Genomic DNA, 21,980 nt, shown 5'->3' with positions numbered 1-21,980 from the left:
GGTCAGTCGGGCGTGCCGAGCGGGGAGTGAATTTGAGCGCTGAGTGCGGCCGCGAGCGGGCTTGAAAGCTCGCAGAACCGCGCAGAGCCGGCCCGAAACCGAAGCCGCCGACGAAATGGCACCGCCCCATCAGCAGGAGCGCAGCCAACTATTAGATTCATGCCGCCAGCGCGCGCCTCGTGCGCAGCGGATCCATTATCACGAATACGTTGCCGTGCCGTGCACGCCGGCGGATGCAAGTCAGACGAGAGTATTGAGTGAACGTTTTCTTCGAGGAATCGGGAAGTTTCAAGGCAGGCAGCGTGCTGTCGCGCCAAGGCGATGCGTTTCAGGTCGAGTTGCCGGGTGGCCGGCGCGCGAAGGTGCGCGCGAAGGACGTGCTGATCGAATTCGAAAAGCCGGGTGCGGCCGAACTGATGCAGCAGGCCGACGCCGTTGCGCAGGAGATCGACCTGGACTTCCTGTGGGAATGCGCGCCCGACGACGAATTTCCGTTCGCCACGCTTGGCGCGGAATATTTCGGCGAGCGCTTCGGCGCAATCGAACGCGCGGCGCTGGTGCTGCGCATGCACGGTGCGCCGGTGTATTTCCGCCGCAAGGGCCGCGGCATGTATCAACGCGCGCCGCAGGAGCAGCTGAAAATGGCGCTCGCGGGTCTCGAGCGTAAGCGTCAGCAGGCGCTCGTGCAGCAAGGCTACGAAGAGGAACTGAAGGCCGGCCGCTTGCCGGAGGCGTTCACCGGCAAGACGGCGCTCGCGTTGCTCACCAAGCCCGACAAGAACACGATCGAATACAAGGCGCTCGAAGCCGCTGCGGCCGCGCGCGGCATTTCGCAAGCGCGTCTGATGCTCGAATGCGGCGCTATCCCGTCGGCGCGAGCTTTGCACGAGGCCAGATTCCTGTCGGAGTTTTTCCCGCACGGCACCGGCTTTCCGCCTGTCACGCCTGGCAGCGTGCCCGACGATCTGCCCGAAGCGAACGTGCAGGCGTTCTCCATCGACGACATTACGACCACTGAGATCGACGACGCGTTCTCCGTCGAGCATCTCGCGGACGGTCGCGTGCGGATCGGCGTGCACATTGCGGCGCCTGCCCTCGGCATTCAACGCGGCGACGAGGTGGACGCCATCGCGCGCACGCGTTTGTCGACCGTCTACATGCCGGGCGACAAGATCACGATGCTGCCCGATAGCGTGGTGGACGCGTTCACGCTCGCCGAAGGCGGCTTGCGTCCGGCGCTTTCACTGTATGTGATCGTCAATCGCGAGACGCAGGAGATCGTGGCGAGCGAAACGCGTGCGGAGCGCGTGTTCGTGAAGAACAATCTGCGTCACAACACGCTCGACGAACTGGTCACCGAAGAGGCGCTCGCCGCGGGCACGGGCGACTATCCGCACAAGGAAGATATCGCCGTTTTGTGGCCGTTCGCGCAGGCGCTGTTCGAGAAGCGTCAGGCTGCGCGCGCGGGTTATGGTCTGCGTCGCGAGGTGCAGAGGAATACCGACTTCAACTTCTACGTCGAAGGCGAGCACATCACGATCACGCCGCGGCGGCGCGGTTCGCCGCTCGACACGATCGTCGCCGAACTGGCGATCCTGGCGAATTCGTCATGGGGCGCGTTTCTGCATGACCACGGCGTGCCGGGCATCTATCGCACACAGCGCGCGTTCGGCGCGCCCACCGGCCCGAAGCGCACCCGCATGCAGACGAACGCCGCGCCGCATGAAGGGCTCGGCGTCACGCAATATGCGTGGAGCACGTCGCCGCTGCGCCGTTACGTCGACCTTGTGAACCAGTGGCAGTTGCTCGCCTGCGTCCAACACGGCGTAACGGCGAAGCTGGCCGCCCCGTTCAAGCCCAAAGATGCCGACCTGTTCGCCGTCGTTCAAGGATTCGACGACACGTACAGCGCGTACGCCGATCATCAGCGTCGCATGGAATATTTCTGGTGCCTGCGCTGGCTGAAGCAGGAAAACCGCAAGCAGGTGGTGGCGTCCGTCGTAAAGGGCGACCTCGTGCGGCTGGAAGAGATTCCGCTGCTGCTGCATGTGCCGGGGCTCGGCGTGCATGCGCGCGGCACGCGTCTTCAGATGGAGGTGATGTCGATCGACGAGTTGACCGTCGAGGCGTCCGTGCGTCTTCTGCATGTGCTCGACGCGCCGACCGTCACGAGCGGCGCCGAAGCTGATGAGGCGGACGAAGCGGAAGAGGGCGAAGAGGAAATCGTCGAAGCGTCCGATGAAAGCGCCGAAAGCGAAGCCGAGGCGCAAGCGGAAGCCGATGTCGACGGCGCGGAAAGCGGCGCAACCTCGGCGGACAGCGCCGATAACGACAATGGTTCGAGCGATGCCGCCGCCGAGCAGCGCATCACGGAACCGGGTCGATGAGCGGGGTCGAAATGAAAGACCGTTATGCGGTGATCGGTAATCCGGTCGGCCATAGCAAGTCGCCGTTCATTCACAGCCGGTTTGCCGCGCAAACGGGCGAGCCGGTCGAGTACAGCGCGTTGCTCGCGCCGGTGGACGCTTTCGTGCCGCACGTGCGCGCCTTTATCGATGCAGGCGGGCGCGGGCTGAACGTGACCGTGCCGTTCAAGCTCGACGCGCACGCATTCGCCAGCAGTCTGTCGCCGCGCGCGGCCGCCGCGGGCGCGGTGAATACCTTGCGTATCGATCCGAACGGCGTGTATGGCGACAATACCGACGGCTGTGGGCTCGTGCGCGACATCGAGGTGAATCTCGGCGTGTCGTTGAAAGGGGCGCGCATTCTGTTGCTCGGCGCAGGCGGCGCCGCGCGCGGCGTCGTGCTGCCCATGCTGGAGCGCGCGCCGCATACGCTGACCATCGTCAACCGGACGGCCGCGAAGGCCGAGGCGCTGGTCGATCAGTTTGCACAAGCCGCGAGCGGCGTCGCATGCCGTCTGAGCGGAGGCAACGCGCGAGCGATAGAGCCGGGCGCATACGACGTGATCGTGAATGCCACTGCGGGCAGTCTGGAGGCATCGTTGCCGGAATGCGACGACGGCGCGTTCGGCAACGGCACGCTTGCGTACGACATGATGTACGGCGCGCATCCGACGGTGTTCATGGAGCACGCGCAAAAGCTCGGAGCGCGGGGCGCCGACGGCCTCGGCATGCTGGTCGAGCAGGCGGCAGAATCGTTTTACGTGTGGCGCGGCGTGCGGCCTGACAGCGTTCCTGTGCTGGCCGAATTGCGCGCGTTGCTGACGGCGCCGTCGCACGCTTGAGACAGCATTCTTAGACAGCTTTCGTCAGACGCCCCACGAACTCGAGGACCGACACTACGATGACAGCCACGCGACGCACGAGCCGGCCAGGTCCGGCGCGATGGATCGTTTATCTTGTCGCCGTGGTCGTCTTTGCGTGGCTCGCGACGCAGGTCTTTTACTTCGCGCAGATTGCGGTGTGGAACTATGTGAACCCTCGCTCGACGGCTTACATGCGCTCCGACGCGTGGCGCTTGTCGCAGGAGAAGCCTGGTCTTTCGATGCAGCACACGTGGGTGCCGTACGACCAGATTTCGCGCAATCTGAAGCGGGCGATCATTGCCTCCGAAGACGCGAACTTCGTCAACAACAACGGCTACGAAACCGATGCGATCCTGCAGGCGTGGGAGCGCAACAAGGCGAAGGGCAAGATCGTTCGAGGCGGCTCGACGATCACGCAGCAACTTGCGCGCAATCTCTTCCTGTCGCGCGAGAAAAGCTATATACGCAAAGCGCAGGAGCTGATCATCACGTGGATGCTGGACACCTTGATGAACAAGGAGCGCATCTTCGAGATTTACCTGAATTCTGTTGAGTGGGCCAATGGCGTTTATGGCGCCGAGGCGGCGGCGCGTTATTACTACAAGACGCCGGCGAGCGGGTTGACAGCGGCGCAGTCGGCGCGGCTCGCGGTCATGCTGCAGCAGCCGAAGTATTACGACGAGCATCGCGGGTCGGCGTATCTGGCGCAGAGGTCTAGGGTGATTGCCCGGAGGATGGGGGCGGCTGAGTTGCCTGAGTGAGTTTGTTTGTCTGCGGTTGTTGTTTTGAAACCCGTTGGCCTTTCCTTGAATTCGCTGTGGTCTGTTTGCTTTGCCCCTGTGCGGGGCGGCACTTACTTTCTTTGCATGCCGCAAAGAAAGTAAGCAAAGAAAGCGGCTTCACACCGCCAGCTTATAAGTGGGTCCCCCGGCTTGGAGGGGGCAGTGGTGCATCTGGAATCTGTGCTCTCGCGCACTCCGCACCCGTGACAAGGCCGTCATTCTTCCGGCGACGCTTCGCGCGCCGCAGCGGTCGTTCTTAGAACCGCTGCCGTTCAAACTTCTTTCTCCGTTTCCCATCTTGCCGTCCGTCTCGCCACGACGCTGCCTGCGCTCGGCGACTGCGCCAATCGCGAGCCGTTGATGTTAAGCGGACCTATCCGACGAGCACGCAGTGCAAGGCGGGAAGTATGACTGCCTTGTCGCCGAGGCGGAGTGCGCGAGAGCACGGATTCCAGATGCACCACTGCCCCCTCCAAGCCAGGGGACCCACTTATGAGCTAGCGGTTTGAAGCCGCTTTCTTTGCTTACTTTCTTTGCGGCATGCAAAGAAAGTAAGTGCCGCCCCGCACAGGGGCAACGCCAATAGACCGCCGCGAAATCAAGGAAAGGCCAAAGGTCCTCAACACCAGACCCAACACCACCCCACCAGCCCGCGGCAACACCAAATCCCATTATCTGACCACACAAATCACATATTGGAGCTTTCTCAAAAACCCCCCTACAATCCACTCCAACAGCAGAAACCCAAAAATTCTGCGACAGCGAAAAAAACCGGAGACAAGCCAAACCATGCCTACCAAAGCCCTCAGGCAGCACCCCCGCGCCCATGCCGCCGCGCACACCCAAGGCCCGCTCTCCGGCCCCGCGCTGTAAGCGCAGAATCCACCGAAAAGCGAATCGCCATGAACAAAGCGATGCCCAACCACGCCGAAAGCGCAGCGGAAGCCGAACTGGCGCCACACGCCGACCATGACGCGTCTAGCGCCACGCCGCGCACAACGCCCGCAGCCAAAGCGCCACGCGCCACGCCTCAGCCCGCCGCCGTGGTCAATGGAATTGCGTTGCCGAGCACGCTGCTCGACATCACGCCGCAACAAGCCGGCACTCAGACGCTTCTGCGCGGCCTCGCGATTCTCGAAGCCGCCGCCGCCGGTGTGCGCGATCTGCGCACCTTCGGCGCTGCGCTCGGCACGACGCGCAGCACCACGCATCGGCTGGTCAGCAGCCTCGTGCAGGCGCGCTACCTGCGCCAGGTGCAAGGCGGTTATCTGCTCGGCCCCAAGCTGATCGAACTGGGCACCATCGCGCTCGAACAGATGCCGCTCACTGCGGTCGCTCGTCCGCATCTCGAATCGCTCGCGGAACAGACGCTCGACACGATTCACCTCGGCGTGCGCGATGGCGACGACGTGCTTTACATCGACAAGATTCCCGGCACGCGCGGACTCGAGATGCGCTCACGCGTCGGTCACCGGATGCCGCTGGCGTCGACCGGTATCGGCAAGGCCATGATGCTCGATCTCACGCCGGAGCACTGGCAGTCGCTATTCGACGCATCGCGACGCGCGCTCGCCAGCGTTACCTTTAAGCCCGACAACCGTCCCGACGCGCAGACTTTCATGCAGCGCATGACGAACTACGCGGCCGGCGGCTACACGTTCGACCTCGAGGAAAACGAAGCGTCGATTCGCTGCGTCGCGGCCCCGGTGCGCGATGCGTCGGGCGCGATTGTCGCGGCGCTGTCAGTGGCCAGCACGATCCCTTATATGTCGCTGGAGCGCATGGACGAGCTGATTCCGGTCGTGCAGCGCGAAGCGCGCGCGATCTCCGAAGAACTCGGCTGGCGCGCCCCGCAACCCACAACCCGCAGGATCAAGCGATGAAACACGCGGGTTCTCCTACCCCGTCGGACGCGCAGGTGGCGGTCGGCGCCGCCGCGGCCGGCGTGCCAGCGAACGCCGGAATAAACGCAGAAGCAAACGCCGAAGCGAACAGTCACGCAGCGCTGATCGCGCTCGACTGGGGCACCACGTCGCTGCGCGCGTATCTGTACGACGCGTCCGGCAAGGTGCTCGCGACGCGCGCATCGACGGCCGGCATCATGAACCTGCCTCGCAGCGCGGAGCAGGGCGGTTTCGACGCCGCATTCGAGGACGCCTGCGGCGCCTGGCTCAAGGCCGCGCCCGGCGCACCCGTGATTGCTGCGGGCATGGTCGGCAGCGCGCAAGGCTGGCTCGAAGCGCCCTACGTCGATGCGCCAGCGAATGCGGACGCGCTCGCGGCGGGCATCGTCCGCGTGAAGGCGGCTTGCGGCGCGACACTGCATATCATTCCCGGCGTGCTGCAACGCGGCGAGCTGCCCAACGTGATGCGCGGCGAAGAAACGCAGATCTTCGGCGCATTAAGCGAGGATTCCCGCGACGCGGACAGCAACAATCGCGCGCTGATCGGCTTGCCCGGCACGCACGCGAAGTGGGCGGTGGTGCAGGCCGGGCGTATCGAACGTTTCCATACGTTCATGACGGGCGAAGTATTCGGCGCATTGCGCGAACACACGATTCTCGGCCGCACGATGGTCACGCCCGACCGTCCGGATTCCGAGGCGTTTCTGCGCGGCGTGAACATCGCGCGCGACAAGGGACAGGCGGGCGTGCTCGCGACGGTCTTCAGTTCGCGCACGCTCGGTCTCACAGGACAACTTTCGCGCGAGCAGCAGCCTGACTATCTATCGGGTCTGCTGATCGGGCATGAACTGGCCGGCCTGGAAACCGTACTGAAGCAGCAGCAAAGCTCGCTCGCGGGTCAGAGCCTGCGCCTGATCGGCAACGAAGCGTTGTGCGAGCGCTATCGCGTCGCGCTCGCGCGGTTCGGCTGCACGCAGGCCGAACTCGTCAAGCACGCGACCGAGCGCGGCCTGTGGCGCGTCGCGTCGCAGGCGGGGCTCGTCAATCCGGCCGCCCATGCAGCGCAGGCCGGTTAGTCAGCGCGCCGCCATCCACGAAACAAGGAACCGACATGCAACCTCACATCAATCTGCCCGCTCCGTACATGCCGCACGCGGGGTTGATCGCGGCGTTCGAGGCATGTCCGCTGATCGCGATCATGCGCGGCGTGACGCCCGCCGATGCGGCGGAACACGGACAGGCGCTGTACGAAGCCGGCTTTCGCATCGTCGAAGTGCCGCTGAATTCGCCGCAGCCGTTCGACAGCATTGCGGCAATCCGCAAGGCGCTGCCCGCCGATGCGATCGTCGGTGCGGGCACGGTGTTGCATCCGAGTTTCGTCAAGGACGTGAAGTCGGCCGGCGGTGAACTGATCGTGATGCCGCACAGCGACCCGGACGTGGTCGTCGCCGCCAAAGCGCAAGGCATGGCCTGCGCGCCCGGCGTCGCCACGCCGACTGAAGCGTTCATCGCGCTAAAAAACGGCGCGGACGTATTGAAGATGTTCCCGGCCGAACAACTCGGCTGCCATGTGGTGAAGGCCTGGCGCGCGGTGATCGCGGCGCAGGTGCCGCTCGTACCGGTCGGCGGCATCGCACCTGACAACATGGGACCGTTTCTGAGCGCCGGCGCGAACGGCTTCGGTCTCGGCTCTGCGCTCTATAAGCCGGGCCAGAGCGCGGCGGTGACGGCTTCGCACGCGAAGGCCTTCATCAACGGATTGCGCGTTGCGCGCGCGGGTGCGAAGAAATGACACGCCTGGCGGGCAAAGTCGCATTAGTCACCGGCGCAGGTCGCGGCATCGGCGCGGCGATTGCCCTTGCGTTTGCGCGCGAAGGCGCAGCGGTGGCGCTTGCCGAACTCGACATCGACACGGCGCGGCAGACGGCGCAGCAGATCAGTTCGGAAACCGGGGCGCGCGTGTTGGCTGTGCATACGGACGTCACGCAATCGGCTTCGGTCCAGCACGCGGTGAGCGAAGCGGAAAAAACGCTCGGGCCGCTCGACGTGCTGGTGAACAACGCGGGCATCAACGTGTTTTGCGACCCGCTGACCATGACCGACGACGACTGGCGCCGCTGCTTCGCGGTCGATCTCGACGGCGTCTGGAACGGCTGCCGCGCGGTATTGCCGGGTATGGTCGAACGCGGCGCGGGCAGCATCCTGAACATCGCGTCGACGCATGCGTTCAAGATCATTCCGGGCTGTTTTCCGTACCCGGTCGCGAAGCACGGTGTGATTGGCCTCACGCGCGCGCTAGGCATCGAGTACGCGCCGCGCAACGTGCGGGTCAACGCAATCGCGCCTGGCTACATCGAAACCCAGTTGACGCATGACTGGTGGAACGAACAGCCGGACCCGGCCGCCGCGCGGCAGGCGACGATGGATTTGCAGCCGATGAAACGCATCGGCCGCCCGGAAGAAGTAGCGATGACGGCGGTGTTTCTCGCGTCGGATGAAGCGCCGTTCATCAACGCCACGTGTATCACCGTCGACGGCGGCCGCTCCGTGCTTTATCACGATTGAGCCGGCGACCGGGGGCAGCAACCGGCCGACAAACAAGCAGCAAAGCAAAAAAGAAACGCAGTACAAAGCGAACCAGAAAAACGTAGCACCGTTTCACCGGACGACGCGCTGGCCGCGTGTGTCACAACCGGTACAAGAAGACGCGGCCGATACCTTCTCGTTATCAATTAGTCAGGAGACACGCAACATGAAACGTAGAATTTTCCTCACGCTGGCAGCAGCGGCGGCGGGTGTGGTCTTCAACGCGCCGGTCGCGCAAGCCGCCGATCCGGTCAAGATCGGTTTCCTCGTCAAGCAGCCAGAAGAACCGTGGTTCCAGGACGAGTGGAAGTTCGCCGAAATTGCCGCCAAGGAAAAGGGCTTCACGCTGGTGAAGATCGGCGCGCCGTCGGGCGAGAAAGTGATGAGCGCGATCGACAACCTGTCGGCGCAAAAGGCGCAAGGCTTCGTGATCTGCACTCCTGACGTGAAGCTCGGACCGGGCATCGTCGCCAAAGCGAAAGCCGACGGCCTGAAGATGATGACGGTGGACGACCGCCTGGTCGACGGCGCGGGCAAGCCGATCGCGTCGGTGCCGCACATGGGCATCTCGGCGTACAACATCGGCAAGCAGGTCGGCGACGGTCTGGCCGCGGAAATCAAGAAGCGCGGCTGGGACATGAAGGACGTGGGCGCGATCGACGTGACCTACGAACAACTGCCGACCGCGCATGACCGTACGAGCGGCGCAACCGACGCGCTGCTCGCCGCCGGCTTCCCGAAAGCGAACGTGATCGCCGCGCCGCAAGCGAAAACCGACACGGAAAACGCGTTCAACGCCGCCAACATCGCGCTGACGAAGAACCCGCAGTTCAAGCACTGGGTCGCGTACGCGCTGAACGACGAAGGCGTGCTCGGCGCGGTCCGCGCAGCGGAAGGACGCGGCTTCAAAGCCGACAACATGATCGGCATCGGTATCGGCGGTTCGGATTCGGCGTTGAACGAGTTCAAGAAGCCGAACCCGACGGGCTTCTTCGGCACGGTCATCATCAGCCCGAAGCGCCATGGCGAAGAAACAGCGACGCTGATGTACGACTGGATCACGCAAGGCAAGGCGCCGCCCCCGCTCACGCTGACGACCGGCATGCTGGCCACGCGTGAGAACGTCGGTGAAGTGCGCGAGAAGATGGGGCTTGCTTCGAAGTAACGCGCGCTGCAATGAAGGATTGCCGGCGCGTCGCTTACGGTGCGCGCGCCGGCAACTGAAACGGAACATGAGCAACAGGACATAGGCCGTGCGTTGCAGGTGTCGAACTACGACGCCCAGCGAGGCGCGGTCGAGATGAAACAGCGAGGAGGCGAAGTGTCAGCGACGCTACGTTTTGACAATATCGGCAAAGTCTTTCCAGGCGTGCGCGCGCTCGACGGTGTGTCCTTCGACGTCAACGTCGGCCAGGTGCACGGCCTGATGGGCGAAAACGGCGCAGGGAAATCGACCCTGCTGAAGATACTCGGCGGTGAATATCAGCCCGACTCGGGCCGCGTGATGATCGACGGAAAAGAAGTGCGCTTTACGAGCGCGGCTTCGTCGATCGCGGCGGGTATCGCGGTGATTCACCAGGAATTGCAGTACGTGCCCGATCTGACCGTCGCGGAAAATCTGCTGCTCGGCCAGTTGCCGAATTCGTTCGGCTGGGTCAACAAGCGCGATGCGAAACGCTTCGTGCGTGAGCGTCTCGAAGCAATGGGCGTCGCGCTCGATCCGAACGCGAAGTTGCGCAAGCTCTCCATCGCGCAACGGCAGATGGTGGAAATCTGCAAGGCATTGCTGCGCAACGCTCGCGTGATCGCGCTCGACGAACCGACCAGTTCGCTGTCGCATCGCGAAACCGAAGTGCTGTTCAAGCTGGTGCGCGATCTGCGCGCCGACAACCGCGCGATGATCTACATCTCGCATCGCATGGACGAAATTTACGAACTCTGCGACGCGTGCACGATTTTCCGTGACGGTCGCAAGATCGCTTCGCATCCGACGCTCGAAGGCGTGTCGCGCGACACCATCGTCAGCGAAATGGTCGGGCGTGAGATCTCGGACATTTACAACTATTCGGAGCGGCCGCTCGGCGAAGTGCGTTTCGCGGCGAAGGCGATTGAAGGCCATGCGCTTTCGCAGCCGGCCAGCTTCGAAGTGCGGCGCGGCGAAATTGTCGGCTTCTTCGGTCTGGTGGGCGCGGGCCGCAGCGAACTGATGCATCTCGTCTACGGCACGGAGCATAAGAAGGGCGGCGAACTGGTGCTCGACGGCAAGACCATTCGAGTGAAAAGCGCCGGCGAAGCGATTCGCCACGGCATCGTACTGTGTCCGGAAGATCGCAAGGAAGAAGGCATTGTCGCGATGGCGACGGTGTCGGAGAACATCAACATCAGTTGCCGCCGTCACTATCTGCGCGCGGGCGTTTTCCTCGATCGCAAGAAAGAAGCGGAAACTGCGGACCGCTTCATCAAGCTGCTGAAGATCAAGACGCCGAGCCGCCGCCAGAAGATCCGCTTTCTTTCGGGCGGCAATCAGCAGAAGGCGATTCTGTCGCGCTGGCTCGCCGAACCCGATCTGAAGGTCGTGATTCTCGACGAACCGACTCGCGGCATCGACGTGGGCGCGAAGCACGAAATTTATAACGTGATTTACCAGCTTGCCGAACGCGGCTGCGCGATCGTGATGATTTCGTCGGAACTGCCCGAAGTGCTGGGCGTGTCCGACCGCATCGTCGTGATGCGCCAGGGCCGCATTGCCGGCGAACTGTCGCGCAAGGATGCAACGGAACAAGCGGTGTTGAGCCTCGCATTGCCGCAAAGCTCGACCGCACTGCCCGCAACCGGAACTGCCGCTCAACAGGCGGCCTGAACATCATTGGACGAAAGTCCGGCAACCCGTGGGGAACGGGAGGAGTCTTCATCATGCAAGCTAGAGAAAACCTCGCGCAACAGGCCGCCAAGAGCGCGGCTGAGGCGCTGATCCCGCAGACGAGCGACAAGGCGAAGTGGTGGCAGCAAATCACCGAGTACAGCCTGATCCTCATCTTCGTGGTGATGTTCGTGACGATGTCGCTGACCGTCGACCACTTCTTCTCGATCGAGAACATGCTCGGCCTCGCGCTGTCCATTTCGCAGATCGGCATGGTCGCGTGCACGATGATGTTCTGTCTCGCGTCGCGAGATTTCGACTTGTCGATCGGATCGACCGTCGCGTTTGCCGGCGTGTTGTGCGCGATGGTGCTCAACGCGACCGACAATACGTTTATCGCGATCGTTGCCGCAGTGGCGGCAGGCGCGGTGATCGGCTTTGTCAACGGCGCGGTGATCGCGTATCTGCGCATCAACGCACTGATCACCACGCTCGCAACGATGGAAATCGTGCGTGGCCTCGGCTTTATCGTGTCGCACGGTCAGGCGGTGGGCGTGTCGTCGGATACGTTCATTGCGCTGGGCGGCTTGAGCTTCTTCGGCGTGTCGTTGCCGATCTGGGTCACGCTGCTGTGCTTTATCGTGTTCGGCGTGATGCTGAATCAGACCGTGTATGGCCGCAACACGCTTGCGATCGGCGGCAATCCGGAAGCGTCGCGGCTCGCGGGTATCAACGTCGAGCGCACACGCGTGTACATCTTCCTGATTCAGGGCGCCGTCACCGCGCTCGCAGGTGTGATTCTGGCGTCGCGGATCACGTCGGGACAGCCGAATGCCGCGCAAGGCTTCGAACTGAACGTGATCTCGGCGTGCGTGCTCGGCGGCGTGTCGCTGCTCGGCGGGCGTGCGACGATCTCCGGCGTCGTGATCGGCGTGCTGATCATGGGCACCGTCGAGAACGTAATGAACCTGATGAACATCGACGCGTTCTATCAGTACCTCGTGCGTGGCGCGATCCTGCTCGCAGCCGTGCTGCTCGACCAGTTGAAGAACCGCGGTTCGCGCGACTAATCCCGGCTTAATCATCTCGCTCTAAAAGGAATCGAACGATGTCGTCTCCGGCCAATGCAAACGAGCGTCTCGCGAACAGCGCATTCGCGCGCTACCCTAGTCTTGTCGACCGCACAGTGTTGATTACGGGCGGCGCGACCGGTATCGGCGCATCGTTTGTCGAGCATTTCGCGGCGCAGGGCGCGCGCGTTGCGTTCTTCGATATCGACGCAACCGCGGGCGAAGCGCTGGCGGACGAACTCGGCGACTCGAAGCATAAGCCGCTTTTCCTGCCCTGCGATCTGACCGACGTCGACGCGCTGCAAAAAGCGATTGCCGACGTGAAAGCCGCCCTCGGCCCGATCCAGGCGCTCGTGAACAATGCAGCGAACGACAAGCGTCACACGATCGGCGAAGTCACGCGCGAATCGTTCGACGCGGGCATCGCGGTGAACATCCGTCACCAGTTCTTTGCCGCGCAAGCGGTGATGGAAGACATGAAAGCGGCGAACAGCGGTTCGATCATCAATCTCGGCTCGATTAGCTGGATGTTGAAGAACGGCGGTTATCCGGTGTACGTGATGTCGAAATCGGCGGTGCAGGGTTTGACCCGCGGTCTCGCGCGCGACCTGGGGCACTTCAACATTCGCGTGAACACGCTGGTGCCGGGCTGGGTGATGACGGAAAAGCAGAAACGCCTGTGGCTCGACGACGCGGGCCGCCGTGCGATCAAGGAAGGGCAGTGCATCGACGCGGAACTCATGCCGGACGACCTCGCCCGCATGGCGCTGTTCCTCGCCGCCGACGACAGCAGAATGATCACCGCGCAGGACATCGTCGTGGACGGAGGCTGGGCATGACGGCAAGCGTGCGCCCTGACGCCGGTGCGCAACCTGCGAAAAGCGCGGCGCTGCTGCTCGACACCAAGTGCGCGTTGGGCGAAGGCGCGACATGGTGCGCGAGAACCGGCCGCTTCTACTGGACGGATATCGAAGGCGCGCGTTTGTGGCGCTACGACCCGAGCGACGGCCGGAGCACTTTCTGGCCGATGCCCGAGCGTCTCGCCACGTTCGCGCTGTGTGCCGATCCGCATTACCTGTTGCTTGGCCTTGCCTCGCATCTGGCCTTTTTCGACATTGCGACGGGACAGACGCGGCACATCGTCGATGTGGAAGCGGGCATGAACACGCGGGTGAACGACGGTCGCTGCGACCGTCAGGGCCGTTTCGTGTTCGGCACGAAAGACGAAGGCTCGCCGTTGCAGGCGATCGGCGGGTTCTACCGGCTCAATCACGACCTGTCGCTGGAGCGTCTGCCGCTGCCCGCGCCGGCCATTTCCAACAGCATCGCGTTCAGTCCCGACGGCGCGACGATGTATTTCTGCGACTCGCCCACGCGTGAGATCCGCGCGTGCGACTATCGTGCGGACGGCGGCATCGCCAACGACCGGCTGTTCGTGCGCCTCGCCGACGCCACTGGCGAGCCCGACGGCTCGACTGTCGATCGCGATGGCGGCTTGTGGAACGCGCAATGGGGCGGCAGACGCGTCGTGCGTTACGGCGCCGACGGTGTCGAAACGGAGCGCGTGGAAGTACCCACGGCGCAGCCGAGTTGCGTCGCGCTCGGCGGCGCGCAACTGGGCACGCTGTACATCACGAGTGCGCGCGTCGGTCTCGACGCAGCGGCGCTCGCCGGCGATTTGCGGGCGGGCGGCGTGTTCATCGTGACACCTGCGCGGCGCGGTTTGCCGGAGCCGGTGTTCCAGGGCGCGCCAGCGTAGCGCAGAATGACGCAGCTTCGCAGTCGATGCAGTAACCGGAAGCGCGCGGCTGCAGTGACGAGCCGTGCTTGACAGAAACCAGCAACAACCGGGCATTCCGCGCAAAACGGCAGCAAGCAGTTTGGACCAGAGGCGACCTGTTCAAGAAAATCGCCCGACAGCACCCGTCAGCCACGACGGCAACGTCCCAGCCTCTCGAAGGAGCAGATATGACTGTTGCGAATCCTGTTTCCGCCTCGTCCCAAACATCACAAAGCGCTCAGAGCCGGCGCTCGCGACTCGCGGCGGCGGCCAATCCGGTGTTGCCGGGGCCGAGCACGTCGGCGGTAGCGGTCGGTGAGACCTCGGCCGGCGACGTCGCGTGCATCACGCTCGCCAATGCGCATTTGCGTCTCGACGTTGCACCGACGCTGGGTGGCGGAATCACGCGCTTCGACTGGCGCGACGACGGCGCGCTCACGCCGATTTTTCGTCGCTGCCGCCATGTTGCCGCCGACACGCAACCGAACGAACTCGCCTGTTATCCGCTGCTGCCGTATTCGAACCGGATCGGCGGCGGGCACTTCAATTTCGCAGGGCGGCGCGTCGACGTGGCGTGCAATCGCGCGGACGAGCCGTTTCCGATTCACGGCGACGGCTGGCAGTCGGCGTGGCATGTCGTCGATTCAGACCGGGAGAATGTGCGGCTCACGCTCGATCGCCGTGACGGCAAGCCGTACGCGTTTCGCGCGGCTCAGACCTACAAGCTGGACGGCCCGTCGCTCGTCATCACGCTCGAAATCGAGAACGCGGGCCGCGAGGCGTTGCCTTTCGGGCTCGGCGTGCATCCGTTTTTCGTGCGCGACGCCGACACCGAGTTGTCGGCTGCGGCAGGCGGTCTTTGGCTCGCCGGCGATGACTGGCTGCCGGTCCGCCACGTGCAGGCGCCGCCGGCCTGGCAGTTCGGCGTCGCTTATCCGCTGCCGGAAACCATCGTCAATCATGCATTCACTGGGTGGAGCGGGCAGGCGGCCGTGGTGTGGCCCAAGCGCCGGCTGTCGCTGAACATTGCCGCCGACACCGATTACTACGTGCTGTACACGCCTCCTGGCGAGGATTTCTTCTGCTTCGAGCCCGTCGATCATCCGATCAACGCGATGAATCTTGCCGGCGGCGCATGCGAAAACGGCATGACGCTGCTTAGGTGTGGCGAGCAACTCGTGCGGACGTTCCGCTTTACCGTTGAACGTACCGGTTTGCGTTCGATGCCGGGTGCCCGAGGATCGCGGCGTCGGCAATAGAGCGCGCTGTCTGGTGGCTCGCCGCGCCTCGAAGGGCTCGCACTGGACAGAGCGATGGACAGTGAAGCGAGTGAAGCGAGGTGAGCCGGGCCGCGCGCCCACGCCGGACAGGTAAAATACGCGCCTCTTCCGACTACCGGCTCGCCGCGAGACCCACCATGTCCAACTTCATCCAGACACTCAACGACGCGTGGCAGCGCACTAACTCGCTGCTGTGTGTCGGCCTCGATCCGGAGCCCAGCAAGTTTCCGGGCGCGCTCGCCGGCCGTGCCGACGCGATCTTCGACTTCTGCCGCGAGATCGTCGACGCGACTGCACCGTACGCGTCGTCGTTCAAACCGCAAATCGCCTACTTCGCGGCGCATCGCGCGGAAGACCAGCTCGAGCAGCTGATCGCGCACATTCATGCACATCATCCGGGCTTGCCGGTCATTCTCGACGCGAAGCGCGGCGACATCGGCAGCACCGCGGAGCAATATGCGCGTGAGGCGTTCGAACGCTACCAGGCGGACGCGGTGACGGTGAATCCGTACATGGGCTTCGATTCGATCGAGCCGTATTTGCAGCATGAAGGCAAAGGCGTGATCGTACTGTGCCGCACGTCGAACGCGGGCGGCTCCGACCTGCAATTCCTGGAAACGGGGGGTCGTCCGCTGTATCAGGTCGTCGCGCAACTGGCGGCGGAAAAGTGGAATGCGAGCGGCCAGTTGGCGCTGGTGGTCGGCGCGACTTTCCCGAAGGAAATCGAAGTGGTGCGCGGAATTGTCGGCGATATGCCGCTGCTGATTCCCGGCATCGGCGCGCAGGGCGGCGACGTGCAGGCGACCGTGAGCGCGGGCCGCACCGCCAACGGCACGGGCATGCTGATCAACTCGTCGCGCGCGATCATCTATGCAGGCAAGGGCGAGGATTTCGCTCAAGCGGCAGCGAAGGCCGCCATGGAGACGCGCGACCGGATCAACGCATTCCGTTGAATCAGGAGTGAGTTGGTGAAGGGGCCGGCTTAGTCCGCAGCCGGCCCAAGCCGCTCGATGTGCGCGGCATGCTGCGGGTATTGCGCTTTCAATGCATCCACATCCGCAAGCTCGAATTCACTGAACTCGAAACCGGGCGCTACCGTGCAGCCCACGAGCGCGAACGCCGCCGGATCCGCGCATTCGGCGGCGAACCACAAACCGGCCGGCACCACAGCCTGAAACACCGTGCCGCGATGAGTCAACGCGTTGCCGAGCCGATGTGTAACGAGGGCGCCCGACTCGTCAAGCACGTGAACGTGCAGCGGTTCGCCCGCATAGAAATGCCAGACCTCGTCGGACTTGATCCGGTGCCACGCCGAATGCGCACCATCGCATAACAGATAGTAGATCGCCGTCGACGCCGAACGCGTTTCGGCCGACCCGCCCGCGCGGCTCACGCGCTCCGCCGACCGGTAGGTCTCGCTGAAAAATCCGCCTTCCGGATGCGGCTTCAGATCGAAGCGACGGATCAGTTCGTCTCTGGCTGCGTGCGAATCGGACATCGTCTTCCCGCCTTCAACCAAACTCAATGTTCGCGCTCGTCGAGCAGCGCGAGCACGCCGCGCAGCGCGTGCGCTGCAGCCTGCACGCGAATCTGTTCGCGGTCGCCCTTGAAAATCTTCGTCTCGACCGACGTATGCAGCCGGTTGCTCCAGCCGAACGACACCATGCCGACCGGCTTGGTCTCCGTGCCGCCGCCCGGCCCGGCGACGCCCGTGATCGACAACGATACCTGGGCGCGGCTGTTGCGCAGCGCGCCTTCCGCCATCGCGCGCGCCACCTGCTCGCTGACCGCGCCGTACTTGTCGATCATGTCCGCGGGCACGCCGATCATTTCACTCTTGGCCTGATTCGAATACGTGACGAAGCCGCGCTCGAACCAGCCGCTGCTGCCTGAGATGTCGGTGATCGCGGTCGCGACCATGCCGCCCGTGCACGACTCGGCAGTGACGAGCATCAGACGCTCGTCGCGCAGGCGGTTGCTCACGCGGATCGCGAGCTGGTGAACGACGGAATCGGTAGGCATGGCGTCAATCCGGAACGGGGCGGAGCGGTTAAACGGACATGCGCCAGAGCGCAATCACGAGCAAGGTGAAAAACGCGGCAACGAGATCGTCGAACATGATGCCAAAACCGCCTTTCAGCCGGCGATCGAAATAGCTGATGGGCGGCGGCTTCACCATGTCGAAAAAGCGGAACACGATGAACGCCCAGAACTGGCCTGTCAGCGTGACCGGCGTGACCATCAGCAGCACGAGCCAGAAGGCGACGATTTCGTCCCACACGACCGGCGATGGGTCGTCAGTGCCGAGTTTCCTGGCGGTAAAGCCGCAAATCGCAATGCCGCCCACGAAGCCGACGCCGATCAGCACGCCCCACTCGATCACGGTCAGATAGCGGCTGAACACGGCAAACGAGGCCCACGCGAACAACGTGCCGATCGTGCCGGGCGCGATCGGCGACAAGCCGCTGCCGAAACCGAGCGACAGAATGTGCAGCGGGTGCGACAGCATGAAGCGCGCGGTCGCGCGGCGCGGCTGAGGGCGCTGCGGCTTGGGCGGCTGACCGCCGACAATATTGTCGGCGGGCGTGAGCGGGCGATCAGTCTGCATGAAAGTGGTCGAAGCCTTGCAACGTCAGGGAGAGCGGCGCGCCGGCAGAGTCGCGCCAGTCGATCGCCGGGCGGTCGGCCGCCGTTTGGAGAGCGCTTATTGTACCGATGCGCGTGACGGGCACGCCCGCCTTGTGGCCGGCGGCCTGAACGGCGTCGCGCGCGGCCGGCGGCGCGGTAAAGCACAACTCGTAGTCGTCGCCGCCCGCGAGCGTGCAGCGCCGCTGCGTGTCGAGCGGCAGTCTGCGCAGTGCGGACGAACGCGGCACTGCGTCGGCGTCGACGGTGGCCTGCATATTCGATCGATCGAGGATGTGCTTCAGGTCGCCGGCGAGCCCGTCCGAGATATCCAGCGCCGCATGGGCGACGCCGCGCAGCGCCAACCCGAGCGCGACGCGCGGTTCCGGGCGTTCGAGCGCGCGGCGAAACGCCGCGGCGTCGTCGGCATCAGCGGTCCACTCGCCGCGCTGGATGCCGAGGCCTGCGCGCGCGTCGCCGAGGGTGCCCGACACCCAGATGTCGTCGCCTGCCCGAGCGGCGTCGCGGCGCAGCGCGGCTTGCGGCGGCACGCTGCCGAACACGGTGATGCACAGGTTCAGCGGGCCGCCGGTCGTGTCGCCGCCGATCAGCGCGCAGCCATGACGCTCGGCGAGCGCGAACAGTCCTTCGCTAAATGCGGCGAGCCACGTTTCATCGGCTTTGGGCAAGGAGAACGCGAGCGTGAACGCCTGCGGTTGCGCGCCCATCGCGGCCAGGTCCGACAGATTGACGGCGAGCGCCTTATGACCGAGCGCCTCGGGATCGACATCCGCGAAGAAGTGGCGGCCTTCCACCAGCATGTCTGTCGAAATCGCCAGCATTTCGCCCGCGCGCGGCGCGAGCAGCGCGCAGTCGTCGCCGATGCCGAGCGAACCGCTCGGGGCCGCCGACGCCTCGCCCGCTGCGCGGCGCGCGAAGAAACGTTCAATCAGCGAAAACTCTGAAAGCATTGTGAGGAAAAGTGAAGGGACGACTGCCTTTCGCTACGTTTCAGTCTCGGCAGTTGTACCCGTATTGAAGGAATCGGGCCGGCAATTGGGGCTACAATGCCGTCGAACATCTATTCTAATCCGCACTTCGAAGCCCGCCTTATGTCGACTCCCGTCAATAGCAAACTCCGCGAAGCCGCCCTCGATTACCACGAATTCCCGACTCCCGGGAAGATCGCAATCGCCCCCACCAAGCAGATGATCAACCAGCGCGACCTCGCGCTGGCGTACTCGCCAGGTGTCGCGTTCGCGTGTGAAGAAATCGTCGAGAACCCGCTGAATGCCGCGCGCTTCACGGCGCGCAGCAACCTGGTCGGCGTCGTGACGAACGGCACGGCGGTGCTCGGCCTGGGCAATATCGGCCCGCTCGCATCCAAGCCGGTCATGGAAGGTAAGGCGGTGCTGTTCAAAAAGTTCGCCGGCATCGACGTGTTCGATATCGAGTTGAACGAGTCCGATCCGCACAAGCTCGTCGACGTGATCGCGGCGCTCGAGCCGACTTTCGGCGGTATCAATCTCGAAGACATCAAGGCGCCGGACTGCTTCATCGTCGAGCGCGAATGTCGCAAGCGCATGAAGATTCCGGTCTTCCACGACGATCAGCACGGCACGGCCATCGTCGTTGCGGCGGCGATCACGAACGGCTTGAAGGTCGTCGGCAAGGACATCAAGGACGTCAAGCTGGTCTCCTCCGGCGCGGGCGCAGCGGCGCTGGCCTGTCTGGATCTGCTGGTCGATATCGGGCTGCCGCTCGAAAACATCACGGTCACGGATCTGGCCGGCGTGGTCTACAAGGGCCGCGTCGAACTGATGGACCCGGACAAGGAACGCTTCGCGCGTGACACCGAGGCACGCACGCTCGCAGAGGCAATTGGCGGCGCGGACGTGTTCCTCGGCCTGTCGGCGGGCGGCGTGCTCAAGCAGGAGATGGTCAAGCAGATGGCGGAACGGCCGCTGATTCTGGCGCTCGCTAACCCGACGCCGGAAATCCTGCCGGAACTGGCGCTCGAAGTGCGTCCGGACGCCGTGCTGTGCACGGGACGCACCGACTATCCGAACCAGGTGAACAACGTGCTGGTGTTCCCGTTCCTGTTCCGTGGCGCACTGGACGCGGGCGCGACCACGGTCACGCGGGAAATGGAAATCGCCGCGGTCAATGCGATTGCCGAACTGGCGCGCCAGGAGCAGAGCGACATCGTCGCGACGGCTTACGGCATTCAGGATCTTTCGTTCGGTCCGGAATACCTGATTCCGAAGCCGTTCGACCCGCGTCTGATCGTCAAGGTCGCGCCCGCGGTGGCGAAGGCCGCGATGGATTCGGGCGTCGCCGAGCGGCCGATCGAGGACATGGACGCATACGAGCAGCATCTGCAGCAGTTCGTGTATCACAGCGGCACGACGATGAAGCCGATTTTCCAGCTGGCGCGCGGCGTCGAGCCGGAGAAGAAGCGCATTGTGTTCGCGGAAGGCGAAGAAGAGCGCGTGTTGCGCGCCATGCAGATCATCGTCGACGAAAAGCTGGCCAAGCCGATCCTGATTGGCCGCCCGGCCGTGATCGAGCAGCGCATTGCGCGCTACGGTCTGCGTCTCGTCGCAGGTCAGGATTACACGGTCGTCAATACGGACCATGACGAGCGTTATCGCGACTTCTGGCAGGAGTATTACAAGATGATGTCCCGCAAGGGCATCACCGCGCAGATGGCCAAGCTCGAAATGCGCCGCCGCACGACACTGATCGGTGCGATGCTGGTCAGAAAAGGCGAGGCGGACGGCATGATCTGCGGCACGATCAGCACGACGCACCGCCACCTGCACTTTATCGACCAGGTGATCGGCAAGCGTGAAGGCTGCGCCGTGTATGCCGCGATGAACGCGCTGGTGCTGCCGAATCGCCAGATTTTCCTGGTCGATACGCACGTGAACGTGGACCCGACGCCGGAGCAGCTGGCCGAGATCACGATCATGGCCGCCGAGGAAGTGCGCCGCTTCGGCATCGAGCCGAAGGTCGCGCTGGTGTCGCACTCGAATTTCGGTTCGAGCAATGCGCCGACCGCGCAGAAAATGCGCGATACGCTCGCGATCCTGCAAGAACGCGCGCCCGAATTGCAGGTTGACGGCGAAATGCACGGTGATGTTGCGCTCGACGCGAATCTGCGCCGCGAAGTGCTGCCCGACTCGACGCTCGAAGGCGACGCCAACCTGCTGGTGCTGCCGAACATCGACGCCGCCAACATCTCGTACAACCTGCTGAAGACGGCGGCGGGCAACAACATCGCCATTGGCCCGATGCTGCTGGGCGCGGCAAAGCCCGTGCACGTGCTGACGGCCTCCGCGACGGTTCGACGCATCGTCAACATGACGGCGCTGCTGGTTGCGGATGTGATCGCGGCCCGCTGATAGTCCGTCTGCGCTAACTGGCGCCGGCTCCAGCCGGCGCAGTTGGTGGAGAAAGTTGCCGGCCGCTCCCGCCGGCCTCGTCCAACGAAAAAAAAGGCGTGCCCGCAACGGGCACGCCTTAGGGCGAACAGGGGATAGCCGCCCAAAACGGCAAACAACAGACTTCCTTGCAAGAACTCAGCGCCCGGCATTCCGTGTGGAAAAGCCGGTGTTGCTGCGTCTTTTGCTTGGTTGAGCTAATGTTAGCGCGCATTGGATAAATTTTGTGTCAAAAGTCGTCAAAGCACTGCTGGTGGGGCTTTCGCGTCGAATCGGATCATTTTGCGACTCCGGCGAACGTTGATTCCGGGGACCATTAGCGATACCCTTACGACTTTCATGGTCGTAAAACTCGTGATCTAACAGCCGGGAAACTTGG

19 protein-coding genes are annotated in these 21,980 nt (G+C 63.9%); 15 read left to right on the top strand and 4 right to left on the bottom strand.

From position 1 onward, the window contains the following. Nucleotides 1-257 precede the first annotated feature (257 nt). From SB753_RS31275 to pyrF, 14 genes are all read left to right on the top strand, one after another. The gene (locus SB753_RS31275; protein ID WP_088175751.1) at nucleotides 258-2,387 is read left to right on the top strand and encodes a ribonuclease catalytic domain-containing protein; all 2,130 of its coding nucleotides are present in this window, start codon (nucleotides 258-260) and stop codon (nucleotides 2,385-2,387) included. Next, nucleotides 2,384-3,247: a shikimate dehydrogenase gene (gene aroE, locus SB753_RS31270; protein ID WP_410803701.1), complete on the top strand. Its 864-nt coding sequence runs from the start codon at nucleotides 2,384-2,386 to the stop codon at nucleotides 3,245-3,247. Before SB753_RS31275 ends, aroE begins: the two co-directional genes overlap by 4 nt. A 59-nt stretch (nucleotides 3,248-3,306) precedes the next feature. Beyond that, a complete protein-coding gene (gene mtgA / locus SB753_RS31265) occupies nucleotides 3,307-4,029 on the top strand; it encodes a monofunctional biosynthetic peptidoglycan transglycosylase (RefSeq protein ID WP_020071274.1) in 723 nt (240 codons plus the stop codon). Nucleotides 4,030-4,952: 923 nt separating this feature from the next. After that, a complete protein-coding gene (locus SB753_RS31260) occupies nucleotides 4,953-5,933 on the top strand; it encodes an IclR family transcriptional regulator (protein ID WP_392395629.1) in 981 nt (326 codons plus the stop codon). Further along, nucleotides 5,930-7,030, top strand: coding sequence for a 2-dehydro-3-deoxygalactonokinase (locus tag SB753_RS31255; RefSeq protein WP_410803699.1), 1,101 nt, complete (start codon nucleotides 5,930-5,932; stop codon nucleotides 7,028-7,030). Before SB753_RS31260 ends, SB753_RS31255 begins: the two co-directional genes overlap by 4 nt. Before the next feature lie 35 nt (nucleotides 7,031-7,065). Beyond that, on the top strand, nucleotides 7,066-7,746 hold the full coding sequence (locus SB753_RS31250; protein ID WP_131321112.1) for a 2-dehydro-3-deoxy-6-phosphogalactonate aldolase: 681 nt from the start codon (nucleotides 7,066-7,068) through the stop codon (nucleotides 7,744-7,746). After that, complete coding sequence (locus tag SB753_RS31245; protein WP_204522449.1) at nucleotides 7,743-8,519, top strand: SDR family oxidoreductase; 777 nt, start codon at nucleotides 7,743-7,745, stop codon at nucleotides 8,517-8,519. The genes SB753_RS31250 and SB753_RS31245 overlap by 4 nt, the downstream gene beginning before the upstream one ends. A 187-nt stretch (nucleotides 8,520-8,706) precedes the next feature. Next, on the top strand, nucleotides 8,707-9,705 hold the full coding sequence (locus tag SB753_RS31240) for an arabinose ABC transporter substrate-binding protein (RefSeq protein ID WP_020071279.1): 999 nt from the start codon (nucleotides 8,707-8,709) through the stop codon (nucleotides 9,703-9,705). A gap of 156 nt (nucleotides 9,706-9,861) precedes the next feature. Next, nucleotides 9,862-11,400: an L-arabinose ABC transporter ATP-binding protein AraG gene (gene araG / locus SB753_RS31235; RefSeq protein WP_027805132.1), complete on the top strand. Its 1,539-nt coding sequence runs from the start codon at nucleotides 9,862-9,864 to the stop codon at nucleotides 11,398-11,400. Between the two features lie 53 nt (nucleotides 11,401-11,453). Beyond that, entirely contained in the window at nucleotides 11,454-12,470 is a 1,017-nt protein-coding gene (gene araH / locus SB753_RS31230) for an L-arabinose ABC transporter permease AraH (RefSeq protein WP_006051875.1), read from the top strand. A gap of 38 nt (nucleotides 12,471-12,508) precedes the next feature. Then, nucleotides 12,509-13,309 (top strand): SDR family NAD(P)-dependent oxidoreductase, encoded by an 801-nt coding sequence (locus SB753_RS31225; RefSeq protein WP_020071282.1) that lies wholly within the window; start codon nucleotides 12,509-12,511, stop codon nucleotides 13,307-13,309. Beyond that, nucleotides 13,306-14,229: an SMP-30/gluconolactonase/LRE family protein gene (locus SB753_RS31220; RefSeq protein WP_410803695.1), complete on the top strand. Its 924-nt coding sequence runs from the start codon at nucleotides 13,306-13,308 to the stop codon at nucleotides 14,227-14,229. The genes SB753_RS31225 and SB753_RS31220 overlap by 4 nt, the downstream gene beginning before the upstream one ends. A gap of 209 nt (nucleotides 14,230-14,438) precedes the next feature. Further along, entirely contained in the window at nucleotides 14,439-15,509 is a 1,071-nt protein-coding gene (locus SB753_RS31215) for an aldose 1-epimerase (protein ID WP_410803693.1), read from the top strand. Between the two features lie 158 nt (nucleotides 15,510-15,667). Continuing rightward, nucleotides 15,668-16,483: an orotidine-5'-phosphate decarboxylase gene (gene pyrF, locus SB753_RS31210; RefSeq protein ID WP_087752238.1), complete on the top strand. Its 816-nt coding sequence runs from the start codon at nucleotides 15,668-15,670 to the stop codon at nucleotides 16,481-16,483. A 29-nt stretch (nucleotides 16,484-16,512) separates the two neighbouring features. Here pyrF and SB753_RS31205 read toward each other — a convergent pair whose 3' ends face one another. The 4 genes from SB753_RS31205 to thiL are packed head-to-tail and all read right to left on the bottom strand — an operon-like array spanning nucleotide 16,513 to nucleotide 19,126. Beyond that, entirely contained in the window at nucleotides 16,513-17,028 is a 516-nt protein-coding gene (locus SB753_RS31205; RefSeq protein WP_088175742.1) for a cupin domain-containing protein, read from the bottom strand. Nucleotides 17,029-17,051: 23 nt separating this feature from the next. Continuing rightward, on the bottom strand, nucleotides 17,052-17,552 hold the full coding sequence (locus tag SB753_RS31200; RefSeq protein ID WP_088175741.1) for a CinA family protein: 501 nt from the start codon (nucleotides 17,550-17,552) through the stop codon (nucleotides 17,052-17,054). 28 nt (nucleotides 17,553-17,580) lie between these two features. Continuing rightward, a complete protein-coding gene (locus SB753_RS31195; protein ID WP_310067344.1) occupies nucleotides 17,581-18,138 on the bottom strand; it encodes a phosphatidylglycerophosphatase A in 558 nt (185 codons plus the stop codon). Then, complete coding sequence (gene thiL, locus SB753_RS31190; protein WP_410803690.1) at nucleotides 18,128-19,126, bottom strand: thiamine-phosphate kinase; 999 nt, start codon at nucleotides 19,124-19,126, stop codon at nucleotides 18,128-18,130. The genes SB753_RS31195 and thiL overlap by 11 nt, the downstream gene beginning before the upstream one ends. Before the next feature lie 96 nt (nucleotides 19,127-19,222). On the opposite strand from thiL, the gene SB753_RS31185 reads away from it, so the two are divergent. Then, entirely contained in the window at nucleotides 19,223-21,562 is a 2,340-nt protein-coding gene (locus SB753_RS31185; protein ID WP_020071290.1) for an NADP-dependent malic enzyme, read from the top strand. Nucleotides 21,563-21,980 lie beyond the last annotated feature (418 nt).

It is taken from the genome of Paraburkholderia sp. SIMBA_053 (assembly GCF_046534895.1).
Lineage (GTDB): Bacteria > Pseudomonadota > Gammaproteobacteria > Burkholderiales > Burkholderiaceae > Paraburkholderia > Paraburkholderia caledonica.
Note: the sequence above shows the minus strand (reverse complement) of the source record. Positions and strands in the feature narration are given on the sequence as shown.